Origin of the sequence: Blautia sp. HCP3S3_C4, from assembly GCF_052064095.1 — a bacterium.
Lineage (GTDB): Bacteria > Bacillota > Clostridia > Lachnospirales > Lachnospiraceae > Blautia_A.
Window position 1 is genome coordinate 51499 of record NZ_JBQHWF010000002.1, and the last position, 14127, is coordinate 65625.

At 42.0% G+C, this 14127-nt stretch carries 14 protein-coding genes; 12 read left to right on the top strand and 2 right to left on the bottom strand.

What is annotated here, in order from left to right; translation table 11 throughout:
- The first annotated feature begins 150 nt into the window (after positions 1-150).
- Positions 151-1089 carry a nucleotidyltransferase family protein gene (locus tag ACTNC6_RS02190; RefSeq protein ID WP_441043105.1) on the top strand — a complete coding sequence of 313 codons (939 nt, stop codon included), beginning with the start codon at positions 151-153 and terminating at the stop codon, positions 1087-1089.
- Positions 1090-1227: 138 nt separating this feature from the next.
- Here the strand turns inward: ACTNC6_RS02190 and ACTNC6_RS02195 are convergent, their stop codons facing one another.
- A complete protein-coding gene (locus ACTNC6_RS02195; RefSeq protein ID WP_420314417.1) occupies positions 1228-2019 on the bottom strand; it encodes an ABC transporter permease in 792 nt (263 codons plus the stop codon).
- On the bottom strand, positions 2012-2779 hold the full coding sequence (locus ACTNC6_RS02200; RefSeq protein ID WP_441043106.1) for an ABC transporter ATP-binding protein: 768 nt from the start codon (positions 2777-2779) through the stop codon (positions 2012-2014). The genes ACTNC6_RS02195 and ACTNC6_RS02200 overlap by 8 nt, the downstream gene beginning before the upstream one ends.
- Positions 2780-3030: 251 nt before the next feature.
- Between ACTNC6_RS02200 and ACTNC6_RS02205 the strand changes: the two genes are divergently transcribed.
- From ACTNC6_RS02205 to ACTNC6_RS02255, 11 genes are all read left to right on the top strand, one after another.
- A complete protein-coding gene (locus ACTNC6_RS02205; RefSeq protein WP_441043107.1) occupies positions 3031-4068 on the top strand; it encodes a lysylphosphatidylglycerol synthase transmembrane domain-containing protein in 1038 nt (345 codons plus the stop codon).
- Positions 4069-4071: 3 nt separating this feature from the next.
- Positions 4072-4692, top strand: coding sequence for a CDP-alcohol phosphatidyltransferase family protein (locus ACTNC6_RS02210; RefSeq protein WP_173743434.1), 621 nt, complete (start codon positions 4072-4074; stop codon positions 4690-4692).
- A gap of 18 nt (positions 4693-4710) precedes the next feature.
- Positions 4711-5595, top strand: coding sequence for an archaetidylserine decarboxylase (gene asd / locus ACTNC6_RS02215; protein ID WP_441043108.1), 885 nt, complete (start codon positions 4711-4713; stop codon positions 5593-5595).
- A gap of 3 nt (positions 5596-5598) precedes the next feature.
- Positions 5599-6222 carry an epoxyqueuosine reductase QueH gene (locus ACTNC6_RS02220; protein WP_441043109.1) on the top strand — a complete coding sequence of 208 codons (624 nt, stop codon included), beginning with the start codon at positions 5599-5601 and terminating at the stop codon, positions 6220-6222.
- A 110-nt stretch (positions 6223-6332) separates the two neighbouring features.
- Positions 6333-7712, top strand: a complete 1380-nt coding sequence (argH, locus tag ACTNC6_RS02225; RefSeq protein ID WP_441043110.1) for an argininosuccinate lyase — start codon at positions 6333-6335, stop codon at positions 7710-7712.
- 150 nt (positions 7713-7862) lie between these two features.
- The gene (asd, locus tag ACTNC6_RS02230) at positions 7863-8948 is read left to right on the top strand and encodes an aspartate-semialdehyde dehydrogenase (protein WP_173743430.1); all 1086 of its coding nucleotides are present in this window, start codon (positions 7863-7865) and stop codon (positions 8946-8948) included.
- 85 nt (positions 8949-9033) lie between these two features.
- Positions 9034-9270: a DUF3343 domain-containing protein gene (locus ACTNC6_RS02235; protein ID WP_441035473.1), complete on the top strand. Its 237-nt coding sequence runs from the start codon at positions 9034-9036 to the stop codon at positions 9268-9270.
- A gap of 103 nt (positions 9271-9373) precedes the next feature.
- Complete coding sequence (gene selD / locus ACTNC6_RS02240) at positions 9374-10411, top strand: selenide, water dikinase SelD (RefSeq protein WP_019161159.1); 1038 nt, start codon at positions 9374-9376, stop codon at positions 10409-10411.
- Positions 10412-10581: 170 nt separating this feature from the next.
- Positions 10582-11337, top strand: coding sequence for a formate/nitrite transporter family protein (locus tag ACTNC6_RS02245; protein WP_441035477.1), 756 nt, complete (start codon positions 10582-10584; stop codon positions 11335-11337).
- A 1-nt stretch (position 11338) separates the two neighbouring features.
- The gene (locus tag ACTNC6_RS02250; RefSeq protein ID WP_441035479.1) at positions 11339-13444 is read left to right on the top strand and encodes a DNA topoisomerase; all 2106 of its coding nucleotides are present in this window, start codon (positions 11339-11341) and stop codon (positions 13442-13444) included.
- Between the two features lie 2 nt (positions 13445-13446).
- Entirely contained in the window at positions 13447-14115 is a 669-nt protein-coding gene (locus tag ACTNC6_RS02255) for a UDP-N-acetylglucosamine pyrophosphorylase (RefSeq protein ID WP_441043111.1), read from the top strand.
- The last annotated feature ends 12 nt before the right edge of the window (positions 14116-14127 follow it).

The following is a 14127-nucleotide window of genomic DNA, read 5'->3' on the forward strand; positions in this document are numbered from 1 at the left end:
CTCGTTAGGATTAAGTTTATTTTATCAGAAAATATTGCAAAAATCTACAGCTTTTTGCGGAAATATTGTAGGTATTGCATTTTGTATCTATTTCGATTAAACTGTAAATAGAATTACACATAAAATAAAGAAATGAGGAAACGTGTGGAAATGAAAACAACATTGGTTATTATGGCTGCAGGAATCGGTTCACGTTTTGGCGGTGGAATCAAGCAGCTGGCACCTGTTGGCAGACATGGTGAGATCATTATGGATTATTCTATTCATGATGCCATAGAAGCTGGGTTTAATAAGATTGTGTTTATTATCCGTAAGGATATTAGGGAAGCATTTAAAGAAGCAATTGGTGACCGTATCCAGAAAATATGTGATGACTTGGGTGTGGAGATTGCTTATGCATATCAGGAACTTGATCATCTCCCGGATGGAGTAGAAACTGTGCCTGAGAGAACGAAACCCTGGGGAACAGGACAGGCAGTTCTGGCCTGCAGAGAGGTACTTCATGAGCCATTTGCAGTTATAAATGCAGATGATTATTATGGAAAGGAAGCCTTTGTAAAGCTTCATGATTTTCTGGAAGGTTATACTCCGGATAAGGCAGAACAGCTGTGTATGGCAGGCTTTATCCTGAAGAATACGCTAAGTGAAAATGGTGCTGTTACCCGTGGTATCTGTGAAACCAATGAGTCAGGATATCTGACAGCAGTACATGAAACTCACAATATTGTAAAAACTGCTGAGGGTGCAGCTGTAGAGCACCAGGAGGGGCTGACACCGGTAGATCCGGAATCTTATGTTTCCATGAATATGTGGGGGCTGACACCGGAGTTTGTACAGCTTCTGGAAGATGGATTCAGGGAATTTTTCCAGAATACCTCCAAAGAGAACATTCTGAAGGCAGAGTATCTGCTCCCCATTTATATTGATGAGCTGCTTCAGGTAGGAAAAGTATCTGTAAAGGTGCTGGATTCCAGTGACAGATGGTTTGGTGTAACTTATAAAGAGGATAAGGATTATGTAATAGAATCCTTTGGTAAATTGATAGATGCAGGTGTATATCAGGAAGAACTTTTTTCAGATCTGAAATAATAAATGGCATTGAATGACCGGGACAACAGGACATGAGAATGGTATCATGATCCGTTGTTCCGGCTTTTTTTGTATCATAAAAAACTTTGAAGAAAATGCAGGATGAGTTTCGTTAAAATATAAGAAGAGGTAAGAATTTTACTTTGTAACATATTTCTCAATGAGCCCCAGAAGTCCATACAAAATCAGGGCGATGATACACAGAAGAGTGATGGACATCAGAACCCAGGTAAGCTTGAAGGTCTGGCTTGAATAGATGATCAGATAGCCAAGCCCCTGTCTGGCACCGATGAACTCACCGATGATTACTCCCACCAGGCAAAGACCGATATTCACCTTCATCACACTGAGGAACAGAGGAAGGGAAGAGGGGAGTATGATCTTCTGGAATTTTTCCTTTTTTCCGCCGCCCAGGGTTTCAATAAGCTTAAGCTTATCTGGATCTGTATTTTGAAATCCGGCATATAGATTTAAAACGGAACCAAAGATTGCAACAGATACTCCGGATACAATAATGGTTCGCTCATTGGCACCCAGCCATACAATAAGAAGAGGTGCCAGTGCAGATTTAGGCAGACTGTTCAGTATTACCAGATAAGGCTCGGTGACCTGGGCCAATCTGGGAAAACACCAGAGAAGCACTGCCAGTCCGGCACCCAGGATCACTACTATGAAAAAACTGACCAGGGTTTCTGTAACTGTAACACCCAGATGAGAAAAAATGGACAGATCCCGGCACATTTCCATAAAGCTTTTCCAGATCAGAGAGGGGCTGCTGAAAATAAAAGAGTCAATAAGACCATATCTGGCAGAACATTCCCAGATAAGGAGAAACAAAAGAAAAACAGCGGTTCTCCACAGTACGATCAGTTGTTTTTCGCGTTTTATGCGGCGAAGAAATAATTGCTGGTAATAGGATGGTTCAGGCATCATGATTTAATTCCTCCCAGATAAGATTAAAGTAAGTTTTAAAATCTGGTGCATTGCGGGAAGACAGGGGAGTGCGGTTTGGAACAGACAGATTTATGGAAAGCTCTTTCTGAACTGTGGCAGGTCGGGGAGAGAGGATCAGTATTCTGTCTGCCATACTGATCGCTTCTGAAATATCATGAGTGACAAGGATTGCTGTTTTCTTCTCTTTTTTCAGGATTTTACCGATATCATCACTGACCTTGAGACGGGTCTGATAATCCAGGGCGGAAAAGGGTTCATCCAGCAGAAGAAGCATAGGAGACAGGGCAAGAGTGCGGATCAGTGCAGCACGCTGGCGCATTCCTCCTGAAAGCTGAGAAGGATAGGCATTGCGGAATTTGTCCAGTCCATAGGTGAGTAACATCTGATTTACATAGGCCAGTTTTTCGGCAGTGAGCTCTTTGCGTATTTCCAGTCCCAGGATTACATTTTTGTAAATTTTCCGCCATTCCAGAAGGTGATCTTTTTGCAGCATATATCCGATGCGGCAGTCTCCGGCAAACACCGGTTCTCCGTTCAGGAGAATCTGTCCCTGTTCAGGCTTCAGTAATCCGCATATCAGGTTTAGAAGAGTGGATTTTCCACAGCCGGAGGGACCTACAACTGCGAGAAATTCTCCTGGAAATAGTGAAAAGGATATATGTGAAAGGACCCTGGTTTCCCCGGAAATACTGTGGTATGAAAGACAGACATCTGATACTTCCAGCAGTGGTTTCATTTTTACCTCCATTAAAAATCTTTCTGACAAATATAAGTGAAAGAGATGTTGGGGTTACTGTTCACACATCACGTTACTGTGAACGGAGTGAACAGTAACATGTTGGGTTACATATATTTTATGATATGCAGACCCGTGAAGGTGTGATATAATAAGACAATTAGTGTAACTACAGTGTAGTTCATTATTTGTGAAGGCACTGGAAGTTACGGTAACAGAGCATACAATATGCAGGAAAGTGTACAGAAACTATGACAGATAAAAAAAAGGCGGTTTTTAATTTTATCTTTCTGATCCTTGTGTTTTCTCTGACTGTATATATGGTATTTAAGGGAGAGGATCTGGGAGAAATTATTTCTACAGTGCAGCAGGCAAATGCTGTGTATCTGATGATCAGTGTGATCTGCGTGGTACTCTTTATTCTGGGAGAATCCGTGATCATTTTCTATATGATGAGGACATTGGGAGCAGGGGTTAAAATGGGACATTGTGCCCTGTACTCCTTTGTGGGGTTCTTTTTCAGCTGCATTACTCCTTCAGCCACAGGGGGACAGCCCATGCAGATTTATTATATGAAGAAAGATAAACTTCCCATACCGGTGACTACGTTGGTATTGATGATCGTTACGATCACCTACAAAGCGGTTCTGGTGCTGATCGGCATTCTGCTATGGATATTCGGAAAGGAATTTCTGACAGGATATTTAGGACAGTATATGTGGGTATTTTATCTTGGTGTGGCGCTGAATGTGTTCTGTGTTTCCTTTATGATGATTCTGGTGTTTGCACCTGGACTTGCCAAATGGCTCATGGTAAAGGGAATGAAACTGCTGGAACATTTCAGATTCCTGAAACCCAGAAAAAGCAGACTGGAGAAACTGGAAAATTCCATGGACCAGTATCATGCTACAGCAGCATTCTGGGCGGGACATAAGCTGGTGATTCTGAAAGTGTTTCTGATCACTTTTGTACAGCGTATTATTTTGTTTACAGTTACTTACTGGGTATATCGTTCCTTGGGATTTCATGAATATGGGATCGTGACTCTTACAATTTTACAGTCAGTGATTTCTGTATCTGTAGACATGCTTCCTTTGCCGGGAGGTATGGGAATCAGCGAATCACTGTATCTGGTTATCTTTGCGCAGGTTTTTGGGGAGACATTACTTCCGGCTATGCTGCTGAGCAGAGGAATTTCCTATTATGTACAGATGCTTATCAGTGCAGTGATGACCTGTGTGGCACATCTGGTAATAGGACGAAAAGTACAGAAAGAAAATAGGGGGTAAAACATGTTTTTAGGATTTTATGATTATACGGTGGTTCTTACATATATCAGTCTGGGAATTTCCGTGTTTGGAATTACAATGGCTCTGGAGGGAAACTTCAGAATGGCCATTTTCTGTCTGGCATTGTCAGGACTTTGTGATATGTTTGATGGAAAAATAGCCAGAACTAAAAAGAACCGTACAGAGGATGAGAAGAATTTTGGAATCCAGATTGATTCGCTCTGTGATGTAGTCTGTTTTGGAGTTTTTCCGGCAATGATCTGTTACTGCCTGGGTGTAAATACGCCTGCCGGAGTGGCTGCCCTGATATTTTACAGTATAGCATCTGTGATCCGTCTGGCATATTTTAATGTGACAGAAGCTAAGAGACAGACACAGACTGAAGAAAATCGGAAATACTATCAGGGACTGCCGATTACATCCATGGCGATCATTCTGCCCTTTCTGTATCTGATGAGAAGATATTATATGATTCATTTTCTGATTGTGATACATATTGCGGTAATTATAGTAGGCCTTCTTTTTATTCTAAATATTAAGGTAAAGAAACCACAGAATCCGGTGCGTATTCTTCTGGTAGTTGTAGTAGCACTGGCACTTGCAAAGATGTTCCGTTTGATATAGTAAATAGGAGAGATACCAATGAAATATATTGACAGAATGGGAAATGTAACTGTTGAGGAAAATGGTCAGGACAAGTTATTGCGTCATCTGTATAATGACCGGGGCGGAAGACTTTGCCTCAGAGTGCTGGTCAGCCCCTGGATATCTAAAATGGCAGGCAGGTTGTTAAATACAGGATTTTCTGCCAGGTTTGTGGGAGATTTTGTGGAAAAAAACAGAATTGATCTGAGTATCTGTGAAAAGCAGAAATTTTCTTCCTGGAATGATTTTTTTACCCGCAGATTACGCCAGGGAGAACGTCCTGTTGATGAAAGGGAAAAGGTGCTGGTCAGTCCCTGCGATGGTAAGCTTTCTGTTTACAGGATTGATAAAAATTCCCGTTTTTGGATTAAAGATACAGAATATACAGTGGAGCAGCTGCTTCGTAATAAAAATCTGGCAGAAAGATATCTGGGTGGATATGCCCTGGTATTCAGACTGACAGTAGATGATTATCATCATTTCTGCTATCCTGCAGACGGTAAAAAATCTGATAATGTAGTGGTACCGGGGATTTTCCATACTGTAAATCCTGTAGCAAATGAGGTATATCCTATTTACAGAGAAAATGCCAGAGAATATACTTTGCTGAAAACAGAGAAATTCGGGACTGTACTTATGATGGAAGTAGGCGCCATGATGGTGGGAAAAATCACCAATGTGGAGAAAAAATCTGTTTCAGTAAAAAAGGGACAGGAAAAAGGCTGGTTTGAATTCGGAGGTTCCACGATTATTCTTCTTCTGCAGCATGGAAAGGTAAGATTGGACTATGATCTGATAGAAAATACCGAAAATGGATATGAAACGGTTGTCAGAATGGGAGAGCGTATCGGTGAGACCAGAAAGCACAAAACAGGAGAATAATTCATGAATATAAGAAATTATCAAAAGGAACTGGACAGGCTCATAGGACAGATACAGAAAGAGAATAAAGTCCCAAGCCTGTTCCTTCATAGCTGCTGTGCACCCTGCAGCAGCTATGTATTGGAATATTTGTCAAAATATTTTGATATTACAGTGTTTTATTACAATCCCAATATTTACCCTGAAGAAGAGTATAGGAAACGGGTACAGGAAATTATCCGCCTGGTAAATTCTATGGAATTTGAGCATCCGGTCAAACTGATAGAGGGGCGCTATGATCCACAGGAATTTTTCAGAATGGCAAAAGGACTGGAAGACATACCGGAAGGAGGAGAACGCTGCTTTAGATGCTATCGTCAGCGTATGGAAGAAGCAGCAAAGCTGGCAAAGGAAGGTGGATATGATTATTTCACGACCACTCTGTCTATCAGTCCGCTGAAAAATGCAGCCAGGATCAATGAGATTGGAGAAGAACTGGCAGAGATCTACCATGTAACACATCTTCCTTCAGATTTTAAGAAAAAAAATGGATATAAGCGTTCTATAGAGCTTTCTCATGAATATGATCTTTACCGGCAAAATTACTGCGGATGTATATATTCCAGAAGAGAAGCTTCAAATAAATAATTAGTTACAAACTGAAAGAATCAAAATGAATTACTTTGCAATCTGAAAAAAATATGATACACTAATGCACAAAAGTACTAAAATTCAGAAAGAAACGAGGAATAAATACTATGGCACAGCTTTGGGGCGGACGTTTCACCAAAGAAACAGACAAACTGGTATATAATTTTAATGCATCAATTTCTTTTGACCAGAAATTCTATGAGCAGGATATCAGAGGAAGCAAAGCACATGTAGCAATGCTTGCAAAACAGGGAATCCTGACAGAAGAGGAAAAAATACAGATTGAAAATGGTCTGGATGGAATTCTTGCAGATGTAAGATCCGGAAAACTAGAGATTACATCTGAATATGAAGATATTCACAGCTTTGTAGAGGCAAATCTCATTGACAGAATCGGAGATGCCGGTAAGAAGCTTCATACAGGAAGAAGCCGTAATGATCAGGTGGCACTGGATATGAAGCTGTATGTGAGGGATGAGATCGATGAGACGGATGAGCTGGTAAAGAAGCTTCTTAAAGCACTGCAGAAGATCATGGAGGAGAATATCCATACATATATGCCGGGCTTTACCCATCTGCAGAAGGCACAGCCTGTTACTCTGGCACATCATGTAGGTGCATATTTTGAGATGTTTGTCCGTGACAGAAGCAGACTTTCCGATATCCGCAAGAGAATGAATACCTGTCCTTTAGGAGCAGGAGCACTGGCAGGAACCACATATCCGCTGGACAGGGAATATACTGCACAGCTTCTGGACTTTGACGGACCGACCAGAAACAGTATGGATTCTGTTTCAGACAGAGACTATGTGATTGAGCTTTTGTCAGCCTTTTCTACCATAATGATGCATATGAGCCGCTTCTGCGAGGAAATCATTATGTGGAATTCCAATGAGTATCGTTTTGTGGAAATTGATGATGCTTACAGCACAGGCAGCAGTATTATGCCTCAGAAAAAGAATCCGGATATTGCAGAACTGGTAAGAGGAAAAACAGGGCGTGTATATGGAGCTCTGACTTCTATCCTTACCACTATGAAAGGAATTCCTCTTGCGTATAATAAAGACATGCAGGAAGATAAAGAACTTACTTTTGATGCCATTGACACAGTGAAAGGCTGTCTGGCATTGTTTACAGGAATGATCTCAACTATGCAGTTTAACAAAAAAAATATGGAAGAAAGTGCAAAGAACGGATTTACCAATGCTACGGATGCAGCAGATTATCTGGTAAATCACGGTGTACCTTTCAGAGATGCCCATGGTATTGTAGGACGTCTGGTCCTTACCTGCATTGACAAAGGGATTTCACTGGATGAACTTCCACTGGAAGAATACAAGGCCATCAGTCCTGTATTTGAACAGGATATCTATGAAGCTATCAGTATGAAAACCTGTGTAGAGAAACGTATGACTATCGGTGCCCCGGGATCTGAAGTTATGAAAAAGGTAATTGCAGAGAACCGGAAATATCTGGAACAGAATTAATTTGAAAAAACATAAAAAAGGGTTGCATTTTACTTTAATTTGTTATAGTATGTACAAGAACGACAGATGTACGCGAAATGGAGACATCTGAAAAAGAAGGTCTGACGCAGGAAAATAGAGTCAGATGATACGCAAAGAGGAGATTATATTATGAGTGAAAAACTGAGAGTTGGTATCTTAGGTGCCACAGGTATGGTAGGACAGAGATTTATCTCACTTCTTGAGAATCATCCATGGTTTGAGGTAGTAACCGTAGCTGCAAGCCCGAGAAGCGCAGGAAAAACATATGAGGAAGCTGTAGGCGGAAGATGGAAAATGGACACACCGATGCCGGAAGCTGTGAAAAAGCTTGTTGTTATGAATGTAAACGAAGTGGAGAAGGTTGCTGCTACAGTTGATTTTGTATTCTCTGCTGTGGATATGTCAAAAGAAGAGATCAAGAAGATCGAAGAAGAATATGCTAAGACAGAGACACCGGTTGTTTCCAACAACAGTGCTCACAGATGGACACCGGATGTACCGATGGTAGTGCCGGAAATCAATCCGGAACACTTCGATGTAATTGAATCCCAGAAGAAACGTCTCGGAACAACACGCGGATTTATCGCTGTTAAACCAAACTGCTCTATCCAGAGCTATGCTCCTGTATTAACTGCATGGAAAGAGTTCGAGCCATATGAAGTAGTTGCTACTACATATCAGGCAATCTCCGGAGCAGGTAAAACATTTAAGGACTGGCCGGAAATGGTTGGAAACATCATCCCATACATTGGCGGCGAGGAAGAGAAGAGCGAGAAAGAGCCATTAAGAATCTGGGGTAAAGTAGAAGACGGTGTGATCAAACCTGCTACAGAGCCGGTGATCACATGCCAGTGTATCCGTGTACCTGTACTGAACGGACATACAGCAGCTGTATTTGTTAAATTCCGCAAGAATCCTACAAAAGAGCAGCTGATCAAAGCATTAGTAGAGTTTAAAGGACTTCCGCAGGAATTAGAGCTTCCAAGTGCTCCGAAGCAGTTTATCCAGTATCTGGAAGAGGACAATCGTCCACAGGTTACAGAAGATGTAAACTTTGAGCATGGTATGGGAGTATCTGTAGGACGTCTCCGTGAGGATACTGTGTATGACTGGAAATTTGTAGGACTTTCCCACAATACAGTCAGAGGTGCTGCAGGCGGAGCTGTTCTCTGTGCAGAGACTCTGAAGGCAAAGGGATATATTCAGGCAAAATAATAAGAAAAATAAAGGGGATGTCATTGTATGACATCCCTTTTCTGACCATATGATACAATGGTGGAAGATAGGAATAAAAGCAGATATGAGAGAAAAAAATTTAACAGTGATCATTACCTTTGTGTCCACTACTCAGGCAATGGCTATGGAGAGCAGAGGAAAGAAAACAGGATTTGAAGGCAGGATTATCCCTGTACCCAGAGAAATCTCAGCTTCCTGTGGACTGGCGTGGAAGTGCAGCGGACAAAATCAGGATACTGTAGAAAAATACCTCAGTGAGGAAGACCTGGAATATGAAGGAATATACCAGATTCTGATGTGACATACAGCTTTGACGCGCAGAGTGGTTTATGCTAAAATATAGCTGTCAGTGAGCCTGACATTGGAAAAATATACTGGTTTTGAGAAAGGGAGAAGCTATCCTGATGAAAAATAATAAAGTATATCTTACCCAGCTTGCCAGTGCGGCAGGCTGTGGTGCCAAAATCGGTCCTAAGGTTCTGGCACAGGTGGTGGAAAAACTGCCAAAGTTTACAGACCCTATGCTTCTGGTAGGGCCGGAGACTTCGGATGATGCTGCAGTATATAAAATATCAGATGAGCTTGCAATGATCCAGACAGTGGATTTTTTTCCACCAGTGGTAAATGATCCCTATATGTATGGTCAGATTGCAGCGGCTAATGCGCTGAGTGATGTTTACGCTATGGGGGGAATTCCCAAGCTGGCCCTGAATGTGGTGGCTTTTCCAAACTGCCTGGGACCGGAAGTGTTGGAACAGATCCTCAGAGGCGGAGCTGATAAGGTAATGGAAGCCGGTGCAGTTCTTGCAGGAGGACATACCATCAATGATAAAGAACCTAAATATGGTCTGTGTGTTACCGGGTATGTACATCCTGAGAAAATGTGGAAGAATTATGGAGCCAGGGAAGGAGATACATTGATTCTCACCAAGCCTCTGGGAAGTGGTATCTTAAATACGGCGATCAAAGCAGAAATGGCATCAGCAGAGGAAACAGAGAGTGTGCAGAGGGTGATGGCAAAGCTGAATAAATATGCAGCGGAGATTGCTGGAAAATATACTATTCACAGCTGCACAGATGTGACTGGATTCAGTCTGGCAGGACATAGCCTGGAGATGGCAAAGGGCAGTGGAAAGACTTTGGTGATTCATTCCGGGAAACTTCCTGTCATGGATGGTGTGGCTGAATATGCCCAGATGGGACTGGTTCCTGAGGGTGCATATAGAAATCGGGAGTTTGCAGGAGAGGCAATCCGAAGTGAGATTAGGGAGCTTTGGAAGGAGGATGTGGTTTTTGATCCTCAGACCTCAGGGGGACTACTTCTTGCAGTGCCGTCAGATGAGGCGGATCAGCTTGCTGCTGAACTGGGAAAAATGGATATTTCCGGAGGAATTATCGGTACTGTTACAGAATTGCAGGATAAATATGTAATATTTGATTAGAATGCCTGATGTTATTGATATAAAAAATCAATATCTGAATATTTTGTTTAAATTTAATAATAACCAAAAAATGACAATGTATTTAGTAAACTATTACAACAAATAAAGATTGTGATAAAGTTATCAAAGTGTTATAATGTTTTTATTAAAAACATTGCGGAGGTGTTATTATGAATTTTGAAGATGTGCAGAAAGTATCAAACGCGGCGAAAGCCAAGAGTAACCTGGTGAATACCAACTTTTTCAAGTACTTTATACGTGCGGTCATGGCGGGATTTTTTATTGATGTGGCCATGATCTACAGTAATGTAGTTGGAAACGTATTCTCCAAGACCATGCCTGAATGGGGAAAATTTATGGGAGCATTAGTATTCTCCATTGCAGTGCTTCTGATCAGCTTTGTAGGCGGTGAGCTTTTTACCGGAAATAATATGGTAATGGCGTTCGGAGCCTATGATAAACAGGTAAGCTGGAAAGAGGCCGGTAAGGTATGGGGAGTAAGCTACCTTGGAAACTTTGTCGGATGTGCAATTTTAGCATTGCTGTTTGTATGGGCCGGAGCGTCCGGAACAGCAGATTATTTTGCAGGATTTATCGGAAACAAGCTGAGTGTTCCGCTCGGACAGATGTTTTTCAGAGCAGTACTCTGTAACTTCTTCGTCTGTCTCGGTGTACTCTGCGGTATGAAATTAAAGAGTGATGCAGGAAGATTCCTGATGATCGTTATGTGTATTTCAGGATTCGTCGTAAGCGGATTTGAGCACTGCATCGCAAATATGGGAATCTTTGTTACTGCATACTGCCTGGTACCTGGATTATCCCTTGGAGCCATGTTAAAGAGCATGGTAGTAGTAACTTTAGGAAATATGGTGGGCGGTGCCCTGTTGCTGGCATGGCCGCTCAGAAAGATGAGTGCAGATAAATAATATGTCAAAAGCTTTATACATAGCCGAAAAGCCCAGTGTGGCACAGGAATTCGCAAAAGCTTTGAAGATCAACGGACAAAGACGGGATGGCTACCTGGAATCTCAGGACAGCGTGGTGACCTGGTGTGTGGGACATCTGGTCACCATGAGTTACCCGGAAAAATATGATATCAAATATAAAAGGTGGAGTTTAGATACCCTGCCTTTTTTGCCGCGCGAATTTAAATATGAAGTGATCCCCGGAGTGCAGAAGCAGTTTGAGATTGTCAAAGGACTGCTTAACCGAGAGGATGTGGACACTATTTACGTGTGTACCGACTCCGGACGGGAGGGAGAATACATCTACCGTCTGGTGGCACAGATGGCAGGCGTTCATGGAAAAAATGAAAAGAGAGTCTGGATTGACTCTCAGACAGAAGAAGAGATCATGAGAGGAATCAGAGAGGCAAAGGATCTGTCAGCATATGACAATCTTTCTGCTTCAGCCTATCTTCGGGCGAAAGAAGACTATCTCATGGGAATTAATTTTTCCCGTGTACTGACACTGCGTTATGGAAACAGTGTGTCAAATTATTTAAATACGAAATATCAGGCCATTTCTGTAGGACGGGTTATGACCTGTGTGCTTGGAATGGTAGTGCGAAGAGAGCGCGAGATCCGTGCGTTTGTGAAAACTCCGTTTTACCGCGTACTCAGCAGCATTGCCCTTGAGGGAGAAAACTTTGAGGGAGAATGGAGAGCTGTGGAAGGCAGCAGATATTTCCAGACTCCTTATTTGTATAAAGAGAACGGATTTAAAGAGAAAATATATGCTGAAAAACTGATACAGGAGCTGTCGGTAAGTCAGCCTCTGCAGTGTACAGTAGAGAAAATCGAGAGAAAAAAAGAGAACAGGAATCCGCCGCTTTTATTTAACCTGGCGGAACTTCAGAATGTGTGCTCCAAACTGTTCAAGATCAGCCCGGATGAGACATTGAAGATCGTACAGGAATTGTATGAGAAGAAACTGGTCACTTATCCCAGAACAGATGCCCGTGTATTGTCGACTGCGGCTGCAAAGGAGATTTATAAGAATATTTCCGGGCTGCGAAATTATGAACATACAGCGGAAATCGCACAGCACATTATTGAACAGGAAAATTACAAAAATCTGGCAAAGACCAGATATGTTAATGATAAGCAGATTACAGATCATTATGCAATTGTACCTACAGGGCAAGGATTAAATGCATTAAGAGGTGTTTCTCTTACTGCGCAGCGTGTATATGAGACCATTGTCAGAAGGTTTGTATGTATTTTTTATCCTCCTGCTGTATATCAGAAGGTCAGTCTTGTAACAAAGATTCAGAATGAGAGCTTCTTTTCCTCGTTTAAAGTACTGCTGGATGAAGGGTATTTAAAAGTTGCCACAAATTCTTTTGCGAAGCGGAAAGTAGCAGATGCCATGAGTGGCGGAAACAGAACCGGTGTGGCGGGGAATAACGGAAATGAAGATTCTGATCCAGATAATGGAAAGAATGGTTCAGATAATTCTTCAGAAGATATGGCATGTGATACCCGCCTTCTTACCGCATTGCAGAATCTGAAAAAAGGTGATATACTTTCCGTGGACAGCCTGAGTATTAAGGAGGGTGAGACATCACCACCAAAGCGTTATAATTCCGGTTCCATGATTCTTGCAATGGAGAATGCCGGGCAGCTTATTGAGGATGAGGAATTACGTGCTCAGATCAAGAGCTGCGGAATTGGTACCAGTGCCACCAGAGCAGAGATTCTTAAGAAGCTGTGCAATATCAAATATCTGGCACTGAACAAGAAAACCCAGGTCATCACTCCGACACTTCTTGGAGAGATGATCTTTGATGTGGTAAACTGCTCCATACGGCAGCTTCTGAATCCGGAACTTACTGCCAGCTGGGAAAAAGGACTTAATTATGTGGCAGAGGGAAGCATTACAGAACAGGAATACATGGACAAGCTGGAACATTTTGTGCGTATTCAGACCCAGCAGGTGGAAAAGAATAATTATCAGGCTTATCTGCGGCGCTTCTTTGATGCTGCAGCAGTGAACTATAAAGAACCGGCAGGAAAGAAAAGAGGAAAATAAAAATGTTAAAAGATTATACAATTGCAAATCTTCTGGATCTTAATGAAACAATCGCAAAGGATTTATTTGAAGGAAAAAACTATCCATGGGAAGTATTACCGGAGATCGGAGATTTCATTCTGAAACTGGGACAGACCTTAAGTGAGGAAGAATACGACCACCCGTCAGAAGATGTATGGATCGCAAAAAGTGCCAAAGTAGCACCTACGGCCTGCATCAACGGTCCGGTCATTATTGGTAAAGCAGCAGAAGTACGCCACTGTGCATTTATCCGTGGAAAAGCGATCATAGGTGAGGGTGCGGTAGTAGGTAATTCTACAGAATTAAAGAATGCTGTACTTTTCAACAAGGTACAGGTTCCGCACTACAATTATGTAGGTGATGCAGTTCTTGGTTACAAATCCCATATGGGCGCAGGTTCCATCTGCTCCAATGTAAAATCTGACAAGAAACTGGTAATTGTAAAAGATGGTGAGGAGAAGATTGAAACAGGTCTGAAGAAATTTGGTGCCATGCTTGGAGATAACGTAGAAGTAGGCTGCGGCTCCGTATTAAATCCCGGAACTGTGATCGGACGCTGCTGCAATATTTATCCGCTTTCTTCAGTAAGAGGCTGCGTACCTGCAAATCATATTTACAAGTCAAAAACAGAAGTTGTGGAAAAGAGATAATTAAAAAATAGA

What these genes read in the sequence shown, in the direction of transcription:
- ACTNC6_RS02190 (WP_441043105.1), top strand. Translation starts at nt 151, where the DNA reads ATGAAAACAACATTGGTTATTATGGCTGCAGGAATCGGTTCACGTTTT.
- ACTNC6_RS02195 (WP_420314417.1), bottom strand. Translation starts at nt 2,019, where the DNA reads ATGCCTGAACCATCCTATTACCAGCAATTATTTCTTCGCCGCATAAAA.
- ACTNC6_RS02200 (WP_441043106.1), bottom strand. Translation starts at nt 2,779, where the DNA reads ATGAAACCACTGCTGGAAGTATCAGATGTCTGTCTTTCATACCACAGT.
- ACTNC6_RS02205 (WP_441043107.1), top strand. Translation starts at nt 3,031, where the DNA reads ATGACAGATAAAAAAAAGGCGGTTTTTAATTTTATCTTTCTGATCCTT.
- ACTNC6_RS02210 (WP_173743434.1), top strand. Translation starts at nt 4,072, where the DNA reads ATGTTTTTAGGATTTTATGATTATACGGTGGTTCTTACATATATCAGT.
- asd (WP_441043108.1), top strand. Translation starts at nt 4,711, where the DNA reads ATGAAATATATTGACAGAATGGGAAATGTAACTGTTGAGGAAAATGGT.
- ACTNC6_RS02220 (WP_441043109.1), top strand. Translation starts at nt 5,599, where the DNA reads ATGAATATAAGAAATTATCAAAAGGAACTGGACAGGCTCATAGGACAG.
- argH (WP_441043110.1), top strand. Translation starts at nt 6,333, where the DNA reads ATGGCACAGCTTTGGGGCGGACGTTTCACCAAAGAAACAGACAAACTG.
- asd (WP_173743430.1), top strand. Translation starts at nt 7,863, where the DNA reads ATGAGTGAAAAACTGAGAGTTGGTATCTTAGGTGCCACAGGTATGGTA.
- ACTNC6_RS02235 (WP_441035473.1), top strand. Translation starts at nt 9,034, where the DNA reads ATGAGAGAAAAAAATTTAACAGTGATCATTACCTTTGTGTCCACTACT.
- selD (WP_019161159.1), top strand. Translation starts at nt 9,374, where the DNA reads ATGAAAAATAATAAAGTATATCTTACCCAGCTTGCCAGTGCGGCAGGC.
- ACTNC6_RS02245 (WP_441035477.1), top strand. Translation starts at nt 10,582, where the DNA reads ATGAATTTTGAAGATGTGCAGAAAGTATCAAACGCGGCGAAAGCCAAG.
- ACTNC6_RS02250 (WP_441035479.1), top strand. Translation starts at nt 11,339, where the DNA reads ATGTCAAAAGCTTTATACATAGCCGAAAAGCCCAGTGTGGCACAGGAA.
- ACTNC6_RS02255 (WP_441043111.1), top strand. Translation starts at nt 13,447, where the DNA reads ATGTTAAAAGATTATACAATTGCAAATCTTCTGGATCTTAATGAAACA.